Source organism: bacterium (assembly GCA_016703265.1).
In the GTDB taxonomy this organism is placed as follows: Bacteria; Krumholzibacteriota; Krumholzibacteriia; order LZORAL124-64-63; family LZORAL124-64-63; genus CAINDZ01.
This window is the reverse complement of sequence record JADJCK010000007.1, coordinates 319,762-344,308: the sequence shown is the minus strand read 5'-3', so window position 1 is coordinate 344,308 and position 24,547 is coordinate 319,762. Positions and strand designations below refer to the sequence as shown.

21 protein-coding genes are annotated in these 24,547 nt (G+C 70.5%); 12 read left to right on the top strand and 9 right to left on the bottom strand.

The window, feature by feature from the left end:
• Positions 1-312 precede the first annotated feature (312 nt).
• From IPG61_15290 to IPG61_15240, 11 genes are all read left to right on the top strand, one after another.
• Positions 313-1,263 (top strand): ATP-binding cassette domain-containing protein, encoded by a 951-nt coding sequence (locus IPG61_15290; protein MBK6735414.1) that lies wholly within the window; start codon positions 313-315, stop codon positions 1,261-1,263.
• A gap of 1 nt (position 1,264) precedes the next feature.
• Positions 1,265-2,008 carry an ABC transporter permease gene (locus tag IPG61_15285; protein MBK6735413.1) on the top strand — a complete coding sequence of 248 codons (744 nt, stop codon included), beginning with the start codon at positions 1,265-1,267 and terminating at the stop codon, positions 2,006-2,008.
• Positions 2,008-3,747: a GldG family protein gene (locus IPG61_15280; GenBank protein ID MBK6735412.1), complete on the top strand. Its 1,740-nt coding sequence runs from the start codon at positions 2,008-2,010 to the stop codon at positions 3,745-3,747. Before IPG61_15285 ends, IPG61_15280 begins: the two co-directional genes overlap by 1 nt.
• Positions 3,747-4,787: a DUF4340 domain-containing protein gene (locus IPG61_15275; GenBank protein MBK6735411.1), complete on the top strand. Its 1,041-nt coding sequence runs from the start codon at positions 3,747-3,749 to the stop codon at positions 4,785-4,787. The genes IPG61_15280 and IPG61_15275 overlap by 1 nt, the downstream gene beginning before the upstream one ends.
• Positions 4,788-4,972: 185 nt before the next feature.
• Positions 4,973-6,310 (top strand): amidohydrolase family protein, encoded by a 1,338-nt coding sequence (locus IPG61_15270; GenBank protein MBK6735410.1) that lies wholly within the window; start codon positions 4,973-4,975, stop codon positions 6,308-6,310.
• Between the two features lie 13 nt (positions 6,311-6,323).
• Positions 6,324-7,538 (top strand): YgeY family selenium metabolism-linked hydrolase, encoded by a 1,215-nt coding sequence (locus IPG61_15265; protein ID MBK6735409.1) that lies wholly within the window; start codon positions 6,324-6,326, stop codon positions 7,536-7,538.
• Positions 7,539-7,703: 165 nt separating this feature from the next.
• Positions 7,704-8,348 carry a lamin tail domain-containing protein gene (locus IPG61_15260; protein MBK6735408.1) on the top strand — a complete coding sequence of 215 codons (645 nt, stop codon included), beginning with the start codon at positions 7,704-7,706 and terminating at the stop codon, positions 8,346-8,348.
• Positions 8,349-8,555: 207 nt separating this feature from the next.
• Positions 8,556-9,533, top strand: coding sequence for an ornithine carbamoyltransferase (locus IPG61_15255; GenBank protein ID MBK6735407.1), 978 nt, complete (start codon positions 8,556-8,558; stop codon positions 9,531-9,533).
• Position 9,534: 1 nt separating this feature from the next.
• Positions 9,535-10,854, top strand: coding sequence for a pyridoxal-phosphate dependent enzyme (locus IPG61_15250; protein MBK6735406.1), 1,320 nt, complete (start codon positions 9,535-9,537; stop codon positions 10,852-10,854).
• 75 nt (positions 10,855-10,929) lie between these two features.
• A complete protein-coding gene (locus tag IPG61_15245) occupies positions 10,930-11,694 on the top strand; it encodes a sulfite exporter TauE/SafE family protein (GenBank protein MBK6735405.1) in 765 nt (254 codons plus the stop codon).
• Positions 11,695-11,920: 226 nt separating this feature from the next.
• Complete coding sequence (locus tag IPG61_15240; GenBank protein MBK6735404.1) at positions 11,921-12,955, top strand: hypothetical protein; 1,035 nt, start codon at positions 11,921-11,923, stop codon at positions 12,953-12,955.
• Positions 12,956-12,957: 2 nt separating this feature from the next.
• Here the strand turns inward: IPG61_15240 and IPG61_15235 are convergent, their stop codons facing one another.
• Positions 12,958-14,559 carry a cysteine--tRNA ligase gene (locus tag IPG61_15235; GenBank protein ID MBK6735403.1) on the bottom strand — a complete coding sequence of 534 codons (1,602 nt, stop codon included), beginning with the start codon at positions 14,557-14,559 and terminating at the stop codon, positions 12,958-12,960.
• A gap of 234 nt (positions 14,560-14,793) precedes the next feature.
• Between IPG61_15235 and IPG61_15230 the strand changes: the two genes are divergently transcribed.
• Positions 14,794-15,450, top strand: coding sequence for a hypothetical protein (locus tag IPG61_15230; GenBank protein MBK6735402.1), 657 nt, complete (start codon positions 14,794-14,796; stop codon positions 15,448-15,450).
• 66 nt (positions 15,451-15,516) lie between these two features.
• Here IPG61_15230 and meaB read toward each other — a convergent pair whose 3' ends face one another.
• The 8 genes from meaB to IPG61_15190 all read right to left on the bottom strand — a co-directional run bounded on the left by meaB (position 15,517) and on the right by IPG61_15190 (position 24,535).
• Positions 15,517-16,521, bottom strand: a complete 1,005-nt coding sequence (meaB, locus tag IPG61_15225; GenBank protein MBK6735401.1) for a methylmalonyl Co-A mutase-associated GTPase MeaB — start codon at positions 16,519-16,521, stop codon at positions 15,517-15,519.
• The gene (scpA, locus tag IPG61_15220) at positions 16,514-18,670 is read right to left on the bottom strand and encodes a methylmalonyl-CoA mutase (protein ID MBK6735400.1); all 2,157 of its coding nucleotides are present in this window, start codon (positions 18,668-18,670) and stop codon (positions 16,514-16,516) included. The genes meaB and scpA overlap by 8 nt, the downstream gene beginning before the upstream one ends.
• The gene (locus tag IPG61_15215; protein ID MBK6735399.1) at positions 18,667-20,808 is read right to left on the bottom strand and encodes a hypothetical protein; all 2,142 of its coding nucleotides are present in this window, start codon (positions 20,806-20,808) and stop codon (positions 18,667-18,669) included. The genes scpA and IPG61_15215 overlap by 4 nt, the downstream gene beginning before the upstream one ends.
• Positions 20,809-20,951: 143 nt before the next feature.
• A complete protein-coding gene (locus IPG61_15210) occupies positions 20,952-21,164 on the bottom strand; it encodes a hypothetical protein (protein MBK6735398.1) in 213 nt (70 codons plus the stop codon).
• 14 nt (positions 21,165-21,178) lie between these two features.
• Positions 21,179-21,943, bottom strand: a complete 765-nt coding sequence (locus tag IPG61_15205; GenBank protein ID MBK6735397.1) for a hypothetical protein — start codon at positions 21,941-21,943, stop codon at positions 21,179-21,181.
• Between the two features lie 23 nt (positions 21,944-21,966).
• Positions 21,967-23,406, bottom strand: coding sequence for a TonB family protein (locus tag IPG61_15200; GenBank protein ID MBK6735396.1), 1,440 nt, complete (start codon positions 23,404-23,406; stop codon positions 21,967-21,969).
• Position 23,407: 1 nt separating this feature from the next.
• On the bottom strand, positions 23,408-23,824 hold the full coding sequence (locus IPG61_15195; GenBank protein ID MBK6735395.1) for a biopolymer transporter ExbD: 417 nt from the start codon (positions 23,822-23,824) through the stop codon (positions 23,408-23,410).
• Positions 23,825-23,827: 3 nt separating this feature from the next.
• On the bottom strand, positions 23,828-24,535 hold the full coding sequence (locus IPG61_15190) for a MotA/TolQ/ExbB proton channel family protein (protein MBK6735394.1): 708 nt from the start codon (positions 24,533-24,535) through the stop codon (positions 23,828-23,830).
• Between the last annotated feature and the right edge of the window lie 12 nt (positions 24,536-24,547).

The following is a 24,547-nucleotide window of genomic DNA, read 5'->3' as shown; positions in this document are numbered from 1 at the left end:
GGTCGATCCTTCCGCGATGCGGGACCTGGGCAGGCCGCAGACGGTGCCGGCAGGCGGCGCGCCGTCCCCCCGACGCCGGCGCCTCTGCTGATGCTAGCGGCGAAAGCCCGGCTCGGCAATGGGAATCCGCCCGGGCCGGGCCCGGTCAGGCCGTTCCGGCAGGGACTTCCTCCCGCCGCATCGGGCGGGAACTCGCCGGACGGGTTGATGTTCTGTCGCCCTTGCGCTACCCTGACCGGCCCGGCCCCTGCGGCCGTCCGCCGTCATTTATCGGCGCTATGCGGCTAACCCAACCCCTGAGGAGCTTTGGCAATGATCGAGGTTCGCGGTCTGTCCAAGAGCTTCGGGACCATGAAAGCGCTCGACGACGTGTCGTTCCGGATCAACCGGGGGGAGATCCTCGGCTTCCTCGGTCCGAACGGTGCGGGCAAGAGCACGACCATGAAGATCGTCACGACCTTCCTGGCGCCCGACGGCGGCAGCGTGCAGGTCGACGGCATCGACGTCCTGGAGCACCCCCTGGAAGTGCGACGGCGCATCGGGTACCTGCCCGAGAACGTGCCCCTGTACCTGGACATGAACATCCACGAGTACCTGACGTTCGTGGGCGAGGCGCGCGGCCTGCAGGGCGCACGCCTGAGGGAACGGCTCGACTGGTGTGTCGAGGCCTGTGGACTTCGCGGCGAGTACCGCAAGAACATCGGCGAGCTCTCCAAGGGCTACAAGCAGCGCACCGGCCTGGCGCAGGCGCTGATCCACGACCCGGACATCCTGATCCTCGACGAGCCCACCAGCGGCCTGGACCCGCTGCAGATCCTGGGCATCCGCGACCTGATCAAGAGCCTGGCCGGCCACAAGACGATCATCTTCTCCACGCACATCCTGCAGGAGGTCAGCCCGGTGACCGACCGCGTGGTGATCATCAACGAGGGGCGCACCATCGCGGACGGCACGGTGAACGACCTCTCGCGCGGCGCCATGGGCAGCAACCGCGTCTTCGTGGGCGCGCGCGCCGACGCTGCCGCCGTCGAGTCGGCCCTTCGCTCGCTGCCCCAGGTCGCCGAACTGAAGCCGCTGCGCGCGGCCGACGGCTGCCGCTTCGAGGCGCGCGGGCCGTTCAGCGAGGATCTCGTGGGCGCCGTCGAGCGCCTGGCCCGCGGACAGGGCTGGCAGCTGACGGAGCTGCACGAGGCCCCCTACTCGCTCGAGGACACCTTCATCGCGCTGACCCGTCGGGCGCGCGGCCTGAAGGAGGTGGCGTGAGATGAACAACGCCCTGAACCTTCGCAGCAGCCTGGTGATCTTCCGGCGCGAGTTCGCCGCCTACTTCAACAGCCCGATCGCGTACATCTTCATCATCGCCTTCCTGGTGCTGAACGCAGGACTCTTCATGACCGGCTTCTTCCTGAACGGCGCGGCCGACCTGCGCGCCTTCTTCGGGAACCTGCCCTTCTTCCTCATCTTCTTCATCCCGGCCGTCAGCATGCGCCTGTGGGCCGAGGACAAGCGCCTCGGCACCTTCGAACTGCTGATGACGCTGCCGATGCGCACGGCCGACGTCATGCTCGGCAAGTACCTGGCAGCGCTGGCCTTCTACCTGGTGGCCCTGGCCGGCACGCTGACCCTGCCGCTGATGGTGGGCGCGCTCGGCAACCCCGACCACGGTGCCATCTTCAGCGGTTACCTGGGCGCCGTGCTGCTCGGCGCACTCTACCTGGGCATCGGGACGTTCACGAGCGGGCTGATGCGCGACCAGATCTCGGCCGTGATCCTCGGCATCATGTCGTGCTTCCTGCTCTTCGTGCTCGGCATCCCCGCGGTGGCCGCGACCATCGACGGCTGGGTGCCGGGGCTGGGCTCGCTGCTGCAGAACTACCTCGGCTTGTCGGGCCACTACGAGATGATGCTGCGCGGGGTCGTGGCTGCCGCTGACCTCGCCTACTTCCTGGGCCTGACCACGGTCTTCCTGGTGCTCAACGCCCTGTGGCTGGAAGGGAGGAAGTACTGATGAACAACAAGCGACGGAACTTCCGCCTGACCTTTGCCGCGGCGGCCGCGCTGCTGGCCGTGATCGCGTTCTTCCTGGTCTCGGTGCTCGGCAACATGCCGGGTGCGCGCCTGGACCTGACGCGCGATCGCCTTTTCACGATGTCGCCCGCTGCGGCCGAGGTGCTCAAGGGCCTCCAGGTGCCCGTGCAGGTGAAGCTGTACATCACGCCTGCCGACAAGATGCCCACGCAGCTGCGTACGCTCGAGCGCGACCTGACCGAGCGCATGCGCAACTTCGAGCAGGTGGCCGGCGGCATGCTCGAGTTCTCCGTCTACAACCCGCAGAACGACGAGGAGATGCAGAAGACCCTCGGCGCCAAGGGAATCCGGCCGTTCCAGGTGCAGTCCATCGAGAAGGACGAGATGGGCATCAAGCTCATCTGGAGCGCCATGACCATCGCCTACAAGGACCAGCCGGAGGAAGTGCTGCCGCAGCTGCTGCCCCAGAGCCTGGGCTCGCTGGAGCAGGACGTGATCGGCCCGATCTACCGGCTCACCCGCGAGAAGGCGCCGAAGGTGGCGGTGTTCGGCCCGAAGAAGGAAGTCGACCGGCAGCTGGCAATGATGTACCTGCAGCAGGGCATGCAGCCGCCGGCACCGCAGGAGCAGTACTCGCGCCTGCGCGAGGTGCTGCAGCAGGAGCACTACGAAGTGGTGCCGGTGGAACTGACGCCGCAGTCGCCCGTGCCCGCCGACGCCGACATGCTGGTGGTCATGGCCTCGACGCCGCTGAACGAACGCCAGGCGTGGGAGATCAACCGCGCCCTGACCGCGGGCATTCCGGTGGTGATGGCCGTGCAGGCGCACGAGTACGGCTACGCCCCCTCGCCCGGCGGTGGCTGGTCGGTGAACGGCCAGGATATCGCCACCGGCCTGGAGCCCATGCTGGCCGGGTTCGGGCTGACCGTCAGCGAGGACCACTTCCTCGACTCCGCGATGGAGGTCATCGAGTTGCCGCGCGAGATCAACCTCGGCGGCCTGCGCGTGCAGACGCGCGAACCGGTGCGCGCCCCCATCCAGATCCGCGTGACCGAGTCGCAGATGAACCCCGCCTCGCCGATGGTCAACCGCATCGGCTCGCTGTTCTACCTGTGGGGAACGCCGGTCATCGCCGACGCGGCGAGGCTCTCGGCGGCCGGGCTCGGCAGCACCACGCTCATGAGCAGCAGCGCCGACTGCTGGCAGGAGCCGTGGAGCGAAGGGCCGCTGACCGGCGACATGATCAACCCCGCGGGCAGGAAGATGCTCGGCGAACAGCCGCTGGCCGTGCTGGTCGAGGGCACCTTCCCCGACACCTGGGCCGGCAAGCCGGTCCCGGCCTGGCCGGGCGACAACGGCGCGTCGCCGCCGCCGGCGCCGGCGACGGCGCGCCCGGGGCGCCTGCTCCTGGTCGGCTGCGCGAAGATGTTCGACGACAACGTGCTCGGCGCGATGCAGAACGGGCTGCTGCTGCTGAACGGCGTGGACTACCTGGCCGGGTCGCAGGCCCTGCTCAGCATCCGCGCCAAGTCGCTGACCGATCGCGTCATCAAGCCGGTCGACGCGCAGGCCAAGGTGTTCTGGCGCCTGTTCACGGTGCTCGTGGTGCCGGCGCTGATCGCCGCCTACGGCATCTTCCGCGCCGGGATGCGCCGCAAGGAAGCGACGCGCTACCGCGAGAACCTGCGGCGTGACGGCGGTCGCCAGGAGGTGGCGTGATGACCTCACGACGCAACCTGGCGGCACTGGTCGCCGTGCTCGTGGTGCTGGTCGGCATCAGCGTCGCGCAGAAGGTGGGCCATCGGCGCGAGACCTCGCGCGCGGCGGCCACCGTTCTCCTGAAGGGCGAGTTCCAGGCCGACGGGATCGGCCGCATCGCGCTCGGGCGCGGCGCCGGGGCCCCTTCGGTGGTGCTTTCGCCCGGGCCGGAAGGCTGGGTCGTCGAGACCGCCTGGGGCGCCCGCGCCAGCCGCGAGCGGATCGACGCCCTTCTCTCGACGCTGAGCAACCTCTCGGGCGAGTATCGCTCGGACAAGCGGGACGTCCTGCCGGACTACGGGCTCGACGCCGCCGGCGCGGTGACGATCCGCGGCTTCGGCAAGGACGGCCAGCCGGTCTTCGCGCTCGACGTGGGCACGCGTCCGCAGGGCGGGCAGGGCAACTTCGTGAAGCTGCCCGACAGCGACGACGTGTACCTCACGCCCGCGGGCGTGCTGGCGCAGCTCGGCATCTACGGCGAGCCGCAGGCGCCCGCCTACCGCTATTTCCTGGACCTGCAGGCGGTGCAGGAGGATCGCGTGGCTGTCGACGCAATCCGCCTGCGCGATGCCTCGGGGACGCGCGAACTGGTCAAGGTGTTCACGCCCCCCACGGAAGCGACGGGCGACTCGGCGGCCACCGCCGCCGCCCTGCGGGCGACCTGGGAATGGAAGACCGGCGGCGGCACGCGCGGGCCGGCCCTGGCCAAGTCCAAGGTCGATGCCGTGCTGAACAGCCTGGTGAGCATCCGCGCCACCGACCTGGCCGACCCGGGCGCGCCGGCGTCCTCGTACGGGTTGGACAACCCGGCTCGCGAGGCCGCGCTGGTGCTGGCCGACGGACGGCAGGTCGTGCTCGAGTTCGGCGCCGATCGCCCGGCTGCCGGCGACAAGCCGGGCGGGGCCTGGATGCGCGTGCGCGGGCAGCCGACCGTCTGGGTCGTGACCGAGTACACCGTCAGCAACGTGTTCAAGGCGCTGTCCGAGTTGAAGCCCGACTAGCCGGCGCCCAAGGTGGCCGTCGGGAGGGACCGCCGGAGGCGGTCCCTCCTGTTTTGCCGGCCGAAGACGGCCGATGGCGGCAGCCGGGCGTTGGAATTTCCGGCCGCCCGCTCTATCATTGACCGTGCAATCCCGGTGCGCACCCGGACGGGCGCGCGCGGGTACCTTTGCCAGGAGGCGATGACGTGGGCGGTGTGCTGCTCAAGAACGGAACCGTGCTCGATTACTTCCCGGCCGACCTGGCCGGAGCGCCGAGGCCGCTCGTGGCCAAGGTCGACCTGCGGGTCGACGGCGAGCGCATCGTCGAGCGCGGCCCGTCGCTGGCCCCGGCGGCCGGCGAGGAAGTGCTGGACCTCAAGGGCCGCACCGTCATGCCCGGCAACATCAATGCGCACGGCCACCTCTACGCCTCGCTCGCCGCGGGCATGCCCCAGCCCAAGGCGCAGCTGACGACGTTCACCGACATCCTCACCGAGATCTGGTGGCCGCTCGACCGCGCACTCGACGCCGAGGCGGTCTACCTGAGCGCCGTGGCCGGCGCCTGGGGCGCCGTGCGCTGCGGCACGACGCTGATCTTCGACCACCACGCCAGCCTCTCGGCCGTCGGCGATTCGCTCGATCGTATCGAAAAGGGGCTGGCGGAGGTCGGCCTGCGCGGCTGCCTGTGCTACGAGGTCACCGATCGCGGCGGCAAGGGCCAGCGTGACATCACGCTCGAGGAGAACGAGCGCTACCTGCAGAAGCTGCGCGACAAGCCCGCCGTCGGCGTGCCCCGCTTCCGCGGCCTGGTCGGCGCCCACGCCTCGTTCACGCTCGAGGACCGCACCCTGCAACTGCTCGAGGGCATCTGCAGCCGCCAGGGCGCCGGCCTGCACATCCACCTGGCCGAAGGCACCACCGACCGCGAGGTAAGCCGTGACCGCGGCTGGCGCGACCCCCTGCAGAGGCTCGTGGACAACGGGCTGGTGCGACCGGGCAGCGTGTTCGCGCACGGCGTCGACCTCTCGCCGCTGGACATGCAGACGCTGGAAGAGAACGGCGTCTGGCTGGTGCACTGCGGGCGCTCGAACATGAACAACGGTGTCGGCCGCGCCCCGGTCGACCGCTTCCCCACGCGCAGCGCCATCGGCACCGACGGCCTGGATGACAACATGTGGGGCGAACTGCGGCCAACGTTCTTCCGCGGCAACGAGGGCGGCCGCGGCCCGCTGGGCCACGCCGGCGCCGCGCGCCTGTGGCTGGGCAACTACCGCCTGGCCCGCGAGACCTTCGGCGAACCGTTCGGCAGCCTCGAGGCAGGCGCCCCGGCAGATTTCATCATCCTCAACAATTTCCAGAAGACTCCCCTGACGACCGACACGTGGCTGAGCCACCTGCTGTTCGACTTCCATCCCTGGGACATCGACGCCGTCTACGTGGGCGGCGCCCGGGTCTATGCGGCGGGCATGAAGCCGCCCGTGGAAGCCGAGCGACTGCAGCAGGCGGCGGCGCGATTGTGGCGGGCGATGGGTTGGCAATCCTGAGCAAAGGACGGACATGACCCCGACCAACGACACGACCGGCCGGCGCATCGCCGCGCGCGCAAAGGAACTCGAGACCCCGATGATCGCCTTCCTGCGCGACATCGTGGCGGCGCGCGGACTGTCCGGGCAGGAAGAGGCCTGCGTGCGCCGGGTGGCGCGCGAGATGGAAGCCGTGGGCTTCGACGAGGTCCGGATCGACCCGCTGGGCAACGTGCTCGGGCGCATCGGCAACGGGCCGCGCGTCTTCGCCTTCGATGCGCACCTCGACACCGTCGATGTGGGCGACCTGACGCAGTGGGACTGTGACCCCTTCACCGGCAAGGTCGAGGACGGCAAGGTCTTCGGCCGCGGTTCGGTGGACCAGAAGGCCGGCATGGCCGGCATGGTCTACGCCGGGAAGATCATGAAGGAGATGGGCCTGCTCGACGGCTGCCAGGTCTGGATGACCGGCACGGTGATGGAAGAGGACTGTGACGGCCTCTGCTGGCACTACATCCTGAACGAGAAGCACCTGCAGCCGGAACTCGTGGTCTCGACGGAACCGACGAACCTGCGCATCAACCGCGGGCAGCGCGGGCGCATGGAGATCCGCGTGCGGGTCAAGGGTCGCTCGTGCCACGGCAGCATGCCGCACCTCGGCGAAAACGCCATCTACAAGATCGCCCCCGCCATCGTGGCCATCGAGAAGCTGAACGATCGCCTGAAGGACGACGCCTTCCTCGGCAAGGGCACCTGCACCATCAGCTGGATCGGCTGCAAGACGCCCAGCCTCTGCGCGGTGCCGGCCGAGGCCGAGTTCCATATCGACCGGCGCCTGACGGTCGGCGAGACGCGCGAGTCGGCGCTGGCCGAAGTCGAGGCCGCCATGAAGGACGCCGGCGTCGAGGCCGAGGTCTTCACGCTGACCTACCGCGAGAAAGCCTGGACCGGACTCGAGTACCCGATGGACAAGTACTACCCCACCTGGGTCCTGGCCGAGTCGCATCCGGCCCTGCAGGCGGCGCAACGCGCGTTCACCGACACGGCGGGCCGGCCGGCCGAGATCGCCCGCTGGAACTTCAGCACCAACGGCGTGGCAATCATGGGGCTGCACGGGGTCTCGTGCCTGGGCTTCGGGCCCGGCCGCGAGGAAGTGGCGCACACGGCCAACGAGTACGTACCCATCGCCGACGTCGTGGCCGCCTGCGCCTTCTACGCCGCCCTGCCGGGCGAGCTCCTGGCGGGCTGACGGGACCGGGCACGCAACTGAAGGCGCTGCTTCAATATGGCCGCCCCGCGCGACAGGGTTTGACAGGTTCGGCTGTCATTTGATATAATCTCAGGGCCTCGCGCCACGGGTCTGCCCGGGGCACGCGGTCCGAGTCGCCCACCCGGAACAGCATCGAGGAGTCCCATGAATCCCAGGTTCATGATGCAACTGTCGACCGCCCTGACCCTGGCCGCCATTGCGCTTGCCGGCGTCGCGTCCGGCCAGACCACGGACCTCATCATCAGCGAATACATCGAGGGCTCCGGCAACAACAAGGCGATCGAGATCTACAACGGCACCACCGACGTCGTGAATCTCGGCGCCTATGCCATCGACCGGTATTCCAACGGCTCGACAAGCGCCGTGACAATCCCGCTGCCGGCCATCAACCTGGCGCGCGGCGCGACGCACGTGATCGCCTACAACCTGTCAGACCCTGCGCTGCTGGCACTCGCCAACCAGGTCGACACCAACCTGAATTTCAACGGCAACGATGCCGTCGTGCTGACCTACGGCGGCTCGACGGTCGTCGACAGCTTCGGCCGCGTCGGCGAGGACCCGGGCACGGCCTGGACGTGTTCGGGCGGAAGCACCGTGAACCACACCGTGCGCCGGTTGAGCAGCATCTGCACCGGGGATATCGTGCCCGGCGATGCCTTCAACCCCTGCCTGGAATGGGCCTTCTTCGCGGCGGATACGTTCAGCGGCCTGGGCGCCCATGTCACCGACTGCGGCACCGTGGACGACGAACCCACCTCGTGGAGCACCCTGAAGGCGACCTGGCGCTAGTCGCCGGCGGCGCACCGGAGCCCGTGGACAACGCGACGCCCGCCCCCCATGGGGCGGGCGTCGCGCACTTCGGGACACCGGCAATCGCCATTGCGGCCCGGTTCGCGTTTGCGCGGCACGCCGCGCCCGTTGTATGTTCGACGTTTCAACCCGGCCCGGGAGCGGCCGCCACCGCAGGCCGCCGCGTGAACGACACAAGGAGACGCCATGAGCAAGCCGCTGCAGGGACGCCATTTCATTGATACGCAGGAGTGGTCCCGCGATGAACTGGAACTCGCGATCGAGACCAGCTTCGACCTGAAGCGCAAGTTCTACCGCGACGAACCGCACGCGCTGCTGCGCGACCGCACGCTGTTCATGCTGTTCTGGGAGCAGAGCACGCGCACGCGCAACTCGTTCGAGGCCGGCATGACGCAGCTGGGCGGCCACGCCCACGACCTGAGTCCCGAGAAGCTGCAGGTGAGCCACGGCGAGACCGCCGAGGACACGGCGCGTGTGCTGAGCCGCATGGGCCACGGCATCGCCATCCGCAACTGCGACTGGGGCAAGGGCAATGCGTTCATCCGCAGCGTGGCCGGCATGAGCCGCGTGCCGGTGCTCAACATGCAGTGCGACGTCTATCATCCGTGCCAGGCCCTGGCCGACCTGATGACGATCCGCGAGAAGTTCCCCGACGGCCTGCGCGGCCGCAAGATCGCCGTCAGCTGGACCTACGCGCCGTCGTACGTGCGCCCCATCTCCGTGCCCCAGTCCACCATCCTGATGATGACGCGCTTCGGCCTCGACGTGACCCTCGCGCATCCCAAGGAATTCAAGCTGATGCCCGGGATCGTGGCGCAGGCGCAGGCCAATGCCGCCGCCAACGGCACGAAGTTCGAGATGGTCGACGACATGGATGCCGCCTTCGAGGGGGCGCACATCGTCTACCCCAAGAGCTGGGGTTGCCTCGTGACCGAGCCCGACCGCCAGGCGGCCGTGCAGCACATCAGCAAGTACCCCGAGTGGATCGCCAACGAGAAGCGCATGGCGCTGGCGGCCAAGGACAGCATCTACATGCATCCGCTGCCGGCCAGCCGCGGCCAGGAAGTCACCGACGGGGTCATCGACGGCCCGCACTCGGTGGTCTGGGACGAGGCCGAGAACCGCCTGCACACGGCCAAGGCCCTCATGGCCTTGACGATGTAGCATGGATCACGACGGCAGCGGCGCCGCCCACGCGCGCGAGCAGTTGCCCCCGGTCGCGGCGAACCCGCGCTGGACGGGCTGCACGTGCGTGGTCTGCGGTCGCGACTACGACACCGGGTACGAGGGGTTCACCTGCGCCGATTGCGGCGTGGACGGCATCCTCGACGCGGTGTACGAACACGACAGCGGCGCGGCCGACCGTGTGCGCGCCGGCGCCGGCGCTGTTGCCCGCGGCCTGTGGCGGTTCGCGACGCTGCTGCCGGTCGAACCTTCGGCCATCCACGCCGCGTGGGCGGTCGGCGGCACGGCGCCGCTGTCCGCCCCGCGCCTGGCCGCCGACCTCGGCCTGTTCTCACTGGTCATCAAGGACGACACCAGCCTGCCCTCGGCCAGCCTCAAGGACCGCGCGGCGGCCGTCGCACTGGCCCGTGCGCACATGCTCGGACTGGATCACCTGGCCTGCGCCTCGACGGGTAACGCGGCGGCGAGCCTGGCCGTCCTGGCGTCGCGCGGCGGGTTCCGTTCCACCATCTACGTGCCGGCGGGGGCGCCGCGCGGCAAGCTGGCGCAGCTGCTGCTGCACGGCGCGCGGGTGATCCGCGTGGACGGCACGTACGACCAGGCCTTCGAGTTGTCGCTGGTCGAGATCGCGAAGAACAACTGGTACAGCCGCAACTGCGGGCACAATCCGTTGCTGGTCGAGGGCAAGAAGACGGCCGCGCTGGAACTGGCCTGGGACCTCTCGCGCGGCTTCACGACATCGGCCGACCTGCCCGACGTGGTGCTGGTGCCGGTGGGCGACGGCTGCATTGTCTCCTCGACGGCGAAGGCATTCCTGGAACTGAAGACCCTCGGCCTGGTCGATCGCGTGCCGCGCGTGATCGGCGTGCAGGCGGCCGGCGCCGCAGCGCTGGCCGCAGCCTGGGCCCGGGCCGGCGGCGGCCAGGCTTCGTTCACCGGCCCGCAGATCCGGGCCGCCGTCACGCCGGTCGAGGCTGCGACCATCGCCGACTCGATCAGCGTCGGCATCCCGCGCAACCGGGTGAAGGCCTGGCGCTACGTCGCGGCCACCGGCGGCGCCTTCCTGTCCGTGCCCGACGCCGCGATCATCGAGACGATCAAGGCCCTTGCCTCGCGCGGCGGCGTCTTTGCCGAACCATCGGGGGCCGCGGGCCTGGCCGGCGCGCTGGCCGCTCGCGAGGCCGGCCTCATCGGCCCGCGCGACCGCGTCGCAGCCCTGGTCACGGGACACGGGCTCAAGGACCCGGGCGCGGCGCTCGGAGCCTGCGTGATGCCGGAGCCGGTGCCGCCGCTGCGCTGATGGGTCCCACGACACGGCCGCCGCCCCGGCGGTCGTCGCAGTGCGCCACGCCTTGCCGCTCGGAGGGCACCGCCGATGTACAGCGCCCCCGACCTCCTCATGGCCACCCTGGCTGCCGTGGCGGCCGGCGCCATCAATGCGCTGGCCGGAGGCGGCACGCTGCTGACCTTCCCGGCGCTGGTGGCCCTCGGCGTGCCCCCCGTGGCGGCGAACGTCACCAATACCATCGCGCTCTGCCCCGGTTACGTCGGCGGCACGCTGGCTCAGCGCGCCGACCTGCGCGGGCAGCGTGCGCGCCTGTGGCGCCTGGTGCCGGCGGCGGCCGCCGGCGGCGTGCTCGGCGGCTGGCTCCTGCTGGCCACCGGCGAAAAGGTGTTCCGCGGGCTCATCCCCTGGCTCATCCTGGCCGCCTCACTGCTGCTGGCGGTGCAGGGCCCGGTGCGCGCCTGGTTGACGCGGCGCCTCGGGCAGGGCCGCCAATCGCGCCTGGAACAGGCGGCCTGGCTGCCGGTCGGCCTGGCGGCGGTCTACGGCGGCTATTTCGGCGCCGGGCTCAGCGTCATCGTGCTGGCGGCCCTGGGACTGACGACCAGTGATTCGCTGACGCGCCTGAACGCCCTCAAGCAGATGGTGGCCTTCACCGTGAACGTGGCTGCTGCGCTGTTCTTCATCTTCACCGGCCCGGTTGTCTGGCCGCTGGCCCTGGTCATGGCACTGGGCGCCCTGGCCGGCGGCGCGCTGGGCGGCCGCCTGGCGGGCCGGATGCAGCCGACGGTGCTGCGCTGGATCGTGGTCGGGCTGGGTGTCGCGGTGGCGTTGGCTTATTTCGTGCGTGGGTGACCGGCTGCGCACCCCCCTCGCGACGCGCACCGACGTTCATCCTGATGTCTTATCAACAAAATTTCTCACTATTCTAAAGAAAATCCGCTAACGGCCGACGGCTTCCACGCGTGCCCAGGCGCGTCAAGAACATGGTTTTCAAGATCAGAATGTACCTCGTATCCGGGACCGGGTGCGGCGTGCACGCCCCGCAGGGCGCTGCCGCGCCGGCGGCGAAGGGCAGACTATGGCAACGCAGCGCATGTTCTCGGTCATGATTCTCCTGCTCGGCTTCTCGACCTGCGCCGTACCGGCCTCGGCCGTGATCGTGCGGGAATCGCCGTTCGAGATCACGGGCTTCATGGATGTGCTCTTCTCGACCGACGAAGTCACCGCCGGCGAGCGCGACTTCCGCCTGGGCCAGGCTGAACTCGACTTCTTCGCCTGCACCTCGGACCACAGTTGCGCCTGCGTGGCCGTCGCCTACGACCCTGCCACCGGCGCCTTCGGGCTGGGCGCCGCGACGATCGAGTTCCTGATCGCGGGCAAGGGCTCCGACTGCCGGCACCACTACGAGAAATGGGAACGCTCGGGACTGGTCGTCGGCCAGTTCGACATCCCGTTCGGCATCGACTGGCTCACCTACCCGTCGGTCGACCGGCGCACGGTCACGGCGCCGGCTGCCGTCACTGCCACGCACGACGGCTGGAACGAACTGGGCGCCAGCTTCTTCGTCGAGGCGACGCGGTACACGGCGCGCGCGTGGGTCACCAACGGGTTCGACGCCATGCTGTGGGAAGACGAGGATGTGGACCACGTCCACCTGCCGACCGAATCGGCAGTGGGCGCGAGAGCCAGCGTGCTGCCGGCTGGCGGGCTCGAGATCGGCGTCTCGGCAGCGACGTTCTCGACCGTGGCCGACGACCAGGCGATGTCGCTGCTCGGCGCCGATGCGCAGGCAAAGCGCGGAGACTGGGCCCTGAAGGCCGAATATGTCAGCCACCGCCTGGACTTCGGTGCTGCGGGCGACTTCACGAACAACGGCTGGTATGCCCAAGCCACGCGCGACTTCACGGGCTGGTACCTGTTCGGGCGCTACGACAATGTCGACTTCGACAACGACGACAGCGACCAGGGCGGACTTGCCGATCTCGAGGCCGTCACATTCGGTCTGGGCCTGGCCGTGGCGGCGCCGGCCGAACTGCGCCTCGAGTACCGCGCAGCCCTCGACGACGACAGCGGGAAAGACCGGTTGCAGGCGCAGCTGGTAGCCGGCTTCTGACCCTACGCGCGCTGGGCGAAATCCCAGACCGAACTGTCGGGGCCGTCCATGACCGTCAGGCCGAGGGCGGCCATTTCGTCGCGGATGGCATCGGCCCTCGCCCAGTCCTTCGCCGCACGCGCCTCGCGCCGCGCCACCAGCAGCGCATCCACCATCGCCAGGTCGAGGCCGGCCTTGGCGGCCCGCAGGTCGCGCCGGCTGCGCAGCCACTGCCCCGGCTCGGCGCCGAAGCAGCCGAGGATCGCGGAGACCTGTTCCATGTCGGCCAGGAACGCCGCCAGGGCCTGCAGCCGCGCCGCCTTGTCCACGCCCTTGGTCGTCGACAGCAGCGTGTTGACCTCGGCCAGGGGACGACTCAGGGTGCCCAGCGCGCCGCCGGTGTTGAAGTCGTTGCGCATGTGCTCGCAGAACGCCTGCAGCAGCGGACCCGGCCCGGCCGGCAGCGCCGGCGCGGCGGCGCCCGCCTCGCGCAGCACTCGGCGCGCCCCGTCCAGCGTCGCATAGACATAGGCCAGGCGTTCGTCCGCCTCCTCCAGGCCCGTGAAGCGCACACGAGCACGCAGGGCCTCCCGGCCCGGCTCGGTGCCGCAGGCAGCGCACTTGCCCTGATCCTGTGCGTCACGGTCCAGTTCAACGCCGCAATCCGGGCAGTCCACGCGAACATCGAAGTTCAGGCCGCTGCGGTAATGCACTGTCAGCAGGAAATATCGCACCGTCTCGGCATTATGCAGCGCCAGCACTTCGCGCGTGGTGAAGAAGTTGCCCAGGCTCTTGGACATCTTCTCGCCCGCGAAGTCGATGAAGCCGTTGTGCAGCCAGTACTGCGCGAACGTGCCGGGGCCGAACGCGCCCTGGCTCTGTGCGATCTCGTTCTCGTGGTGCGGGAAGATCAGGTCGCGCCCGCCGAAATGGAGGTCGAACGTCTCGCCCAGGTGCGCGCCGCACATCGCCGAGCATTCGATATGCCAGCCCGGCCGGCCCGCGCCCCAGGGACTGTCCCAGGCCGGCTCGCCCGGCTTGGCCGCCTTCCACAGCGCGAAGTCGAGCGGTGATTCCTTGCGCGCGTCCACCTCGACGCGGCTGCCGGCGCCTTCGAGCAGCTCCTCGGGCTTGCGCTTGCCGAGCTTGCCGTAGTCGGCGAACGCGGCCACGCGGTAGTAGACGTCGCCCTCGGCCGCGTAGGCGAGGCCGCGCTCCACCAGTCGCGTGATCAGCGCGATGATCGGCTCGAGGTGGCTGCTGACACGCGGCTCCACATCGGGTTCGAGCATGCCGAGGGCGGCCATGTCGCTGTGGTACGCATCCGCGTAGCGATCGGCGACATCCATCGCCGGAATGTTTTCGGCCTGGGCGAGCGCAATGATCTTGTCGTCGATGTCGGTTATGTTGCGCACATATTTCACCTGGAGCCCCTGCTGGCGCAGGAAGCGCACCACGACGTCCGGCACCAGCGCCGCCCGCGCGTTGCCGACATGGCACAACCCGTACACCGTGGGGCCGCAGCAGTAGATGCCGCAGCTGCCGGGCTCGCGCAGGACCAGCTCCCGCTTGGTGCCCGTGAAGGTGTCGTGGACATGGATCGGCTGCGGCAGTCCCTGGCTCATCGCTGCTCCCGGCGGCTTCCCCGTGCGGGGCCGCCCTGTCGGTGGTGGAAAGTGGTCGCAACATGATAGGCGGCGGGCGGCCGGCGGACCAGCCCGGAAGCCGGACGCGCGCGACAATGGCCCTGCCCCCACATGCCCGGCACTTGCGGACCCGGCCCGGTGGCCCCATCATCGTCCGGTCGAGGGTACGCGCCGGAATCGACCGGCGCGACCGGAACCGAACCGGAGACCGGCATGAGCAACGACGACGACTCCAGGCCCGATCACGAAGAAGCGCCCGCCGCCGCCCCCCTGTGGCCCGCACGGGCGCCGCGGCAGCGCCGCCCCCTCCTGCGTCCGCTGTTGCTCGCCGTCGCGGTGGTCCTGGTCGCCGCCGCGGCCGGAATGTGGTGGTACGTCGGCCGCGGGCCGGCCTCGTTCACCGACCTGGCCGACTGCGAGCCGTTGCCCTTCACCGAAGTCGACATGCGCGGTGCCGGCAGCCCGGCGCTGGCGACCATCTTCAGCCTCGGCATGTCGCACTATGCCGACGGTGACTGGCCCGCCGCCGTCGAGCAGCTCGCGCGCGCCGAGCGCATGCTGACTGCCGACCCGAACGGCGGCCCGCCCAACCAGCCGCTTTTCCTGCCCTTCCTCCGCATGTACCTGGGTGTGTCCCTGCTGCAGGCAGGCCGGACGGACGAGGCGTTGCCTGTCTTCGACGCCCTGGCCCGGCCCGAGATCGCCTTGCCGCTGCGCGAGCGGGGCCTGTGGTACGGCGCGCAGTGCCGCCTGCTGTCGGGTGATGGCGCCGGCGCCCTGCGCCAGCTCGACGAGCTCGGGGGCAGCCCGGTCTACGCGCAACTGGCTCGCGACATGGCCGCGCGCGTGCGCGAACGCCTCGGCAGCTGACGCGTCCCGGAAACACGAAAGGGCCGGCAGCAGCCGACCCCTCCAACGTGATCGCTCAGCAACGCCTCAGTCTGCCCGGCCACCGAACAGGTCGAGCAGCTTCTGCGCCGCCGCCGTCGCCGGCATCCTTCCCGCGACCACTTCCGCCTCCAGCTGGGCCTGCCGTTCGGCCACGCCAGGTTGCGCGCGGAACCGCTCCTCGAGTCCCTCGCGCACCAGGTCGCGCACCCAGGCACGCTCCTGCTCGCCGCGCCGATGCTGCCAGGCGCCGCTGGCGCCGGCATGCCGTTCGAAGGCCTCCACCACCGACCACAGCCCGGCCAGCCCGTCGCCGTTCAGCGCCGAGCAGGTGTGCGCGCGCGTCTGCCAGCCTTCGGTGGCCGGCTGCAGGTAGGGCAACACGCCGGCAAAGCCGGCGCGGCACAGTTCGGCCGCAGCCTGGCCGGGCCCGTCGGCCTTGTTGACGGCGATGGCATCGGCCAGCTCGATCACGCCGCGCTTGAAACCCTGCAGTTCGTCGCCGGCGCCTGCCAGCAGCACCAGCAGGAAGAAGTCGACCATCGAGCGCACCTGCGCCTCGCTCTGTCCCACGCCGACGGTCTCTACGATGATCACGTCATAGCCCGCGGCCTCGAACAGCACGATGGTCTCTCGCGTCTTGCGCGCCACGCCGCCGAGCGCGCCTCCCGAAGGCGAGGGCCGGATGAAAGCGCGTTCGTCGACCGCGAGCTTCTCCATGCGCGTCTTGTCGCCGAGGATGCTGCCGCCGGTCAGGCTCGACGAGGGGTCGATCGCCGTGACGGCGACGCGTCGACCACGGGCCGTCAGCAGCGTACCGAGCGCCTCGATCAGCGTGCTCTTGCCCGCACCCGGCACGCCGGTGATGCCCACGCGCACCGAATGACCGCGACGCGGCAGCAACTCGGTCAGGACCGCCTGCGCCAGCGCCTGGTGCGCGGGAGCATTGGATTCCACCAGCGTGATGGCGCGAGCGAGCACGGCGCGGTCGCCGCCGACCACGCCGTCCACGTACTGCCGGGCCGTCAGGTCCGCGCGCTTCATCCTAGGCATACCCCAGTCGCCGGCTCATCTCGGCCAGCAGGTTCTTCGCCGCGTCGGGAATGACGGTGCCGGGCCCGAAGATCGCCGCGGCGCCGTTCGCTCGCAGGAATTCGTAGTCCTGCTGCGGGATGACGCCGCCGCAGACGACCAGGATATCGCCGCGACCAAGCTGCTTCAACTCGTTCACCAGCTGCGGGAGCAGCGTCTTGTGCCCTCCGGCCAGGCTGCTCAGCCCGACGATGTGCACGTCGTTCTCCACGGCCTGGCGCGCCGTCTCGGACGGCGTCTGGAACAGCGGGCCCACGTCGACATCGAATCCCAGGTCGGCGAACGCCGTCGCCACCACTTTCGCGCCGCGGTCGTGCCCGTCCTGGCCCATCTTGGCCACCAGCAGGCGCGGCCGCCGACCTTCGTGCGCGGCGAACGCATCGACCAGCTGCCTGACTTCGCTCACGGTGTCGATGCCGTCCTCCCTCCGGAACGATGCGGCGTAGACGCCGCTGATGGTCCGCACCTCGGCCTGGTGACGACCGGCCACGTTCTCCAGGGCCGAGGAGATCTCGCCCAGGCTCGCACGCAGGCGCGCAGCTTCGACGGCGAGCTCCAGCAGGTTGCCGGTGCCGTCACGCGCGGCCGTTTCGAGTGCGGCCAGCGCCGACGCGACCGCCTTCCCGTCGCGCCTGCTGCGCATCTCGGCCAGCCGGGCCACCTGTCCGCGGCGCACGGCCGTGTTGTCCACCTCGAGGATCTCCAGGGGTTCCTCGCGCGTCAAGCGCCAGCGGTTGACGCCGACGATCACGTCCTGCCCCGAGTCGAGCCGCGCCTGCCGCCGGGCAGCCGCCTCCTCGATACGCAGCTTCGGCAGCCCGCGCTCGATGGCCGCCGCCATGCCGCCGTGGCTCTCCACTTCCTGGATGTGGGCCCAGGCCTTCTCCAGCAGCGCCCCGGTCAGGCTTTCAAGATACCAGGAACCGCCCCAGGGGTCGACATTGCGGCAGATACCCGTCTCGGTCTGCAGGTAGAGCTGCGTGTTGCGGGCGATACGGGCCGAGAAGTCGGTCGGCAGGGCGATCGCCTCGTCCAGCGCATTGGTATGCAGCGACTGCGTGCCGCCGAGGACCGCGGCCATCGCCTCCACGCAGGTGCGCGCCACGTTGTTGAACGGGTCCTGTTCCGCCAGCGACCAGCCCGAGGTCTGCGAATGGGTCCGCAGCATCAACGAGCGCTCGTCCTTCGGGTCGAACGCCTTGATGAGCTTGGCCCACAGCGCGCGGCCGGCCCGCAGCTTGGCGATCTCCATGAAGTAGTTGACGCCCTCGCCCCAGAAGAACGAAAGGCGCGGCGCGAACTGGTCGATGCCCAGCCCGGTCTTCAGTCCGGTACGCACGTACTCCAGGCCGTCGGCCAGCGTGTAGGCCAGTTCGAGGTCGGCGGTGGCGCCCGCTTCGTGCATGTGATAGCCGCTGATCGAGATGCTGTTGAACTTCGGCATGTGCTTCGCCGTGTAGCCGAAGATGTCCGCGATGATCCGCATGCTGAACGCCGGCGGATAGATGTACGTGTTGCGGACCATGTACTCCTTGAGGATGTCGTTCTGGATCGTGCCGGCCATCTGCGCCGGCGAGGCGCCCTGCTCCAGGCCCGCCACGATGTAGAACGCCATGATCGGCAAAACGGCGCCGTTCATCGTCATCGACACGGACATGCGGTCCAGGGGGATGCCGTCGAAGAGGATCTTCATGTCCTCGACCGAGTCGATGGCCACGCCGGCCTTGCCCACATCGCCCTCCACCCGCGGGTGGTCGCTGTCGTAGCCGCGGTGCGTGGCCAGGTCGAAGGCCACCGAGAGGCCCATCTGGCCGGCGGCAAGGTTGCGCCGGTAGAACGCGTTGCTCTCCTCGGCGGTCGAGAAGCCCGCGTACTGGCGCACCGTCCACGGACGCGTCACGTACATCGTGGCATACGGCCCGCGCAGGAACGGCGGCAGCCCGGGCAGGTAGTCGAGGTGGTCGCAACCGGCCGTATCCGCCGCGGTGTAGGCCGTGTGCACCGGGATCTGCTCGTGCGTGGTCCAGGCCGGCGGCGCGGCCGGGAACGGCCCCGCATCGGGTCCGGGCCGGCGGCAGGGCAGGGTGCTGAAATCGGGCAGGCGGCTCATGCCTCACCTCCGAGGGCGTCGATGACGCCGTTCAGTTCGGCCACGAGGTCGCTGCCGAGGTACAGGTAGCGATCGACGCCGGCGCGCGACAGCGACTCGGTGGAAGCCGAAGGCCGGCCTGCCGCCATCAGCAGCGGCGGGTGCGGCAGCTTCGCCAGCAATGCAGCGACCTCGGCACCCAGTTCGGGATAGGTCTCGTCAAGGCCGACCAGCATCACGAGCGCGGCCCCGGCAGCGCGGGCCTCGGCCACCGCCGCGGCCGCTTCCTGATGGAAGGCGCCGACGCTCACCTCGAAGCCGCCGACAACCAGGTTGCCGCGCGCGAAGTCGAGGCGCGGGCCGGTGCGGCCGGCGTCGCCCAGGCACAGGCAGTGCGCGCGGGCCAGTCGCGGATCGCGCGCCGCCAGGCGCGCCGTGCGGGAAACCAGTTGTTCGAACGGCTGGGCATCGCGATGTGCACCCAGCGATGCCCAAGGAGCCCGCGCACCTCCCGCGGGATCGCCACCGAGCGCCATCGTCAACAACGACAGGGTGGCGCCGCGGCCCGCAGCACCGCCCAGGTCGGCGAACTGGACCACGGCGTCGCCGCGCGGGTCCACCGGGCCGATTCCGGCAGTGGCGATTTCCGCCGCGTCCCGACGCTCGGCATGCCAGCTGTCGCCGGCGCTGTCGCTTGCGACAGATTCCAACGCGACCCGCGCCGCGCAGAAGCGGTTCACGCCCACGCGCGAGTCCTGCGCACGGGCCAGGCGCGCCGTACGTCGCTTCGCCGCCTCGTCGACCAGCCCATGCACCAGGCCCGAGGCCAGCGCGGCGCGCAGGCCGCCGGCCGCCTCCACCTTCTGCAGCACGGCCCAGGCGCCTTCGCCCACTTCACGCGTCAGCGTCTCCACGTACCAGGAGCCCCCGGCCGGGTCGGTCACGGCGCCGAAGCGGCATTCGTGGCCGAGGATGAGTTGCAGGTTGCGCGAAAGGCGCCGCCCGGCGACGCCGGGCGCCGGCAGGAGCGAGTCCCACGGCGCCACGTGGAGGCTGTCGGCGCCCCCGCAGACGGCAGCCATGGCCGCAGTCGAACCGCGCAGCAGGTTGGAGTGCGCATCGAGCTTCGCGAGCATGCGTTCACCGGTGCGCGCGTGGACCCAGGCCGCGACCTCGCGTGTAGGCGCCACGCCGCAGGCAGCCAGCACATCGGACCACAGCACGCGCAGCGCGCGCAGGCGCGCGATCTCCAGGAAGAAGTCGGTATCCAGGCTGAGGTGGAACGCGAACCGCGGCGCGCACACGGCGGGATCGAGCCCGCGCGCTTCCATCTCGCGCAGGGTCCCGACGGCGCCGGCGAGCAGCAGGCCCAGTGAGAGCACACCGTCGGCGCCTGCCTCGTGCCAGGGCGCATCGGTGGCGGCCAGCGTGCGCAGCGCTGGCGCCTGGGTGGCAGCCCATGAAGTGAGCACGGCGGCATGGTCGAACATCACCTCGACCGACAGCGCGGGCGCCGGCCCGCCCGAGGCGACGGCTACCGGGTCACAGCCCCAGGCACCGACCAGGTCGCGCACCGGACATTCCCGCTCCCGGGCAATGGTCGCCAGCATGGTCGCCACGGGAAGCGTGGAAGCGCCCGCCTGCAGCAGCAGGGGCCACGCCGCGAGATCGACCGAGGCCAGGGCACGGCGCAGGTCGCCCAGTCCCGCGATCGCGGTGCCGCCCTGACCCACCTGGGCCGGCGGAGCCGTGACCGCGTCCAGGCCGCGGCGGCCGGCAACGTCGAGCTTCAGGTTGATCGCCGACTGGCCGCGCTCGAGGTCGTGCAGCAGCGCCAGGTTGAAGGCGCCCGGATCGGCCGCGGGCAGTTCCTGCGCCACGAGCCAGGGCACGGGCCCGGCCACCGCATTGCGCACGCCGCGCAGGAACGGCGCCTGACCCGGCAGTGAAGCGCCCCACACGCCGTCGGCCAGGTCGGCCGCCGTGTGCAACGGCTGCAGGCGCAGGCCTTCGGCCAGCGTGGTGATCATCGCCTTTTCGAAGGGTGCGCCCTTCAGCAGGCGGTCCACTTCGCGGCGCCAGGCGTCGGTTTCGACGGGGGGAAAATCGTCCCGCAGCAGGCTGGATGGCCGCGGGCTGGTATCATCGGCAGTGCTCATGTCACACGCCCCAGGGCTGGGCCGGCGAGGCCGGCCGGTTGGGCGGTAAGATAGTGCGCGGGAGACGATTGCAGTAGGACAATCACGCCAGGTCCGTCCTGCGGGACGGATGTGCTCCGGAATACCGGCTGGAAATGGCCGGGCTAGCGCGCCCCGTCCAGCGCAACCTGCACCGAACCGCCGACGGGTGAACCCGCCGACACGACACTGTGCAGTTCCAGTCGCCGATCGCCACCCCCGACGCGCGGTTCCAGAGCGTCGATGACGTCGCGGCCGAGTGCTTCGGCTTCATCGGCCGTGGGCGCCGTCACCGTCACCACCAGCGGGCGCGAGGGGTCCGAGCCCAGGTTGATCACCGTTGCGGTCTCGATCAGCAGCGGCGAGATGCCGCCGTCGCCGAACGACTCGAGCCATTGCGCCGCCGAGAACAGGAGACACGGCCCGCTGCCGTCTCGACGCGATACGCGGGCAACCGGAAACTCTCGCCGACAAAGCGTCGCGTGTTGCCGGCCTTGTCGCGCGCGGTCAGCACGTGCGCATAGGACTGGCCGCAGGGAGCAGGCGAGCCGTCGTCACGAATGCCGTCCCACGGCAGTTCTCTCGGCGGCGACCCTTCGCCGTCACGAGAACTCACCACCACCCCGTTTGCATCGACGATCTCGAGGCGCCAGCTGGACACGCCCTTCACCTCTGGCTTCAGGCGCGCCAGTGAGCCGACGGTGTAGGCCGACAGCCATGGCCGCGGAGTACGCGCGGCGCGCTCGGTGGACGAGGACCCCAACAGCGGCTGGGCCAGGTCGGGTGGCGTGCGATCGAGGATGGCGATGGTCGGCTCGCATTCGAGACCCGGCGCCGCGAGCGGATCGAGGTCGAGCTTCAGCGCCGGCCGTTCGAAGCGGATGCGGACCTGGCTGGTGCCCTCGACCGTGAGGCTGCCGAGCGAACCGCCGCCCTGCGAAGGCAACGCCAGGGCGCCATCCGACGCAGGCGGCGTCGCCATGGCCGGCGACTCCGGCTTTGCTGCGGCCACGCCGGCCAGCGACGGCATCAGCATCAGTACCAGCACCAGGGCCGGTGCCGTCGCACCCATGCGCGCGCCCACGCGGAACTCACGGGCCGAAACTGCTGTTCTCATTGGTTCCCCCGGCCGGTTCCGCATCAGCCGCGCAGGCGGAAGCGGAAGGTGATCGTGCCCCATTGCCCGGCGGCGTCGCCGCCGGCCAGCGACGCGAAGCGCCACTGCCGCAGCGCCGCCACGGCGCGGTCGTCGAAATCGCGAAAGCCACCGGTCTTGTCGATGCGCACGTCCTCGCGCACGCGACCATCGGGCAACACCGTGAACTGCAGCGTCACCGCAGCCTCGACCGCCTGCCGCCGCGCCCAGTCCGGGTACGCCGGCATGACCGAGGCGACCACCGGGCGGTCCGCAGCCGGACCCTCGATGAGGATGTCGCCGGCCGACCCGCCCCCGCGCACCGCCGCCGCGGCGCGCGTTGCCGAAGCCGTGCCCGATCCACTCGCCTCGCCATCGATGTCACCGCGCCCGATACCAGCACCGGCCACCGCGGCCGCCAGCGACCCGCTCCCGCCGGCCACCGCCGGACCGCGGTTGAGCGCCAGGGCCGCACCGCCGCCTTCCGGGCCGCGCGCCAGGGCCACGGGGCGGCCGGTCGCGGCAACGGGCATCATCGACGCGCCTGCCACCCGCGTCAGGTCCGAGCCGCCCGCCGGCGCGCCGGCCAGAAGTTGTCGCGCCGCAGCCGATGCCGGCAGCGGCGCCGTCGCCTGCGCCACGGCGCCACGCGTTGCGGCCAGTGCAGCCAGCTGCGCCTGTCGCTTCTGTGTCGCTGCGCGCTCGCGCGCGGCGGTCTCCGCCACAGCGGGATCCGGGCGCGGACGCACTGCCACGCGCGGCTTGGGCAGTTCCCTGGCCGACTCTGCGGGCTCCGCCGGGCGAACCTCGCGCGGCGTCACGGCAACCGGCGCCGGCTCCGGAACCTCCACCGGCTCGAGCCAGGTCACCTCGATGATGCGCGGCAGGTCGGGGTGCGCCTCGTCCGCCAGCAGCAGGCCCAGCGCCAGCAGGGCATGCACGCCCACGCTTATCGCCAGCGCCCGGTGGAAGCGGGCGCGCATGGCCAGGAAGTCGTCGTGCAATGTCAATGCCGTCATGGCCGACCGTCCGTGATCTGGCTGGTTGCGATGCCGAGGTTGCGGGCCCCGCCTTCGCGCGCGGCCTCGAGCAGGCCGACGGACGGCCGCATGCGGCAGCGATGCATCGGCCCGCACGACCACCAACCGGTCCTTGTCACGCCTCGCGGCCAGCCTTTCGCGCAGCCGCGGCGCAACCTCGTCGATTCCGCCGAGCTCCGCCTCGTCGATCGCCAGCCGACCGTCCTTCGCCAGCGTGAGGCTGATGAAATCGGGGCGCTCGGTGTCGCGCGCGTGCGCCGCCGGCAGGTCGACCGGCAGGTCCGACATCGACATCATGGGCGCCGTCACCAGCAGGATGATCACGAGCACCAGCGCCACGTCGATGATGGGCGTCACGTTGATCTTCACCATGGGGGGCGCTGTCGGTGCCTGCCTGAGCCTCATGTCACCTCTCCGCCACGTTGATGATCGCCGCGCCGTTCAGCTTGGCGATGTCGAGCACGCGCACGAAGGCGCCGTGGCTCACGCGATCCCCGCAGGAGACCGCCACCTCGCGCCGCGAACCCGGGCCAAGCAGCGGCCGCAGGGCGCCGGCCAGTTGCGCCACCGCCACGGCGCGGCCGTTGACCTCGACGCGGTCCTCGCCCGTGATGGCCAGTTCCACGCGGTCCGGCAGGTCCTCCGCCACGGCCGGCTGCGCCAGCGACGAACCCTTGCGCACGCCGAAGCTCGACTCGAAGGCGAGCGGCGTGGCCAGCAGCAGGATCACGACCAGCACCAGCGACACGTCGATCAGCGGCGTGGTGTAGATCTCGGCCAGCGGACCCTCGTCCAGCTGGTCGTTGCGGCGGCGCAGGTTCATCACCTAGACCGCCGCCACGGGTTCACGGGCCACGCGGCGGCCGGCGCGCGCCACCGGCGCCGGTTCCATCACCGGCGCCGGCACGCTCAGGCCGACGGCCTCGCGCGCCGCCACGCAGAGCAGGCGCGTGTGGTTCTCGGCCACCGAAAGCATGGTGGCCAGGCGCCGGTTCAGGTGGTTGTAGAGCATCACCGAGGGCACCGCGATGACCAGGCCCGCCGCCGTGGTCACCAGCGCCTCGGCCACGCCCCCGGCCACGATGGCCGGCGCGGCCGAACCGGCGGCGCTCATCGCCTGGAAGGCGCGCATGATGCCCCAGACCGTGCCCAGCAGGCCGATCAGCGGCGTGATGGCGGCCATGGTGCCGAGCAGGCCCGTGTTGCGCTCGAGCAGCAGCTTCTGCTGGTTGAGCATCACGTGCATGATCTCCTCCGCCTCGCCGGGCGCGCGCTGGAAGCCGTGCAGCGTGTTCGTGGCCACCGGTCCCAGCGGATGCGCCAGGTCCTGGAAATGGTTGATCGCCTCCTCGAAGCGGCCGCCCTGGATGGCATTCATCGCCTTGCGCATGGTCGCGTCGGGATTGCCGCCGCGCTTGCGGTAATAGCTGATGCGCTCCAGTGCGAATCCCAGCGTCACGATGCTGCAGAGCAGCAGCACGATCAGGATCGGGCTCTGCGCCAGCGCGCTGCCCCAGTCGAAGTCGACGAACATCCCTGCTCCTCG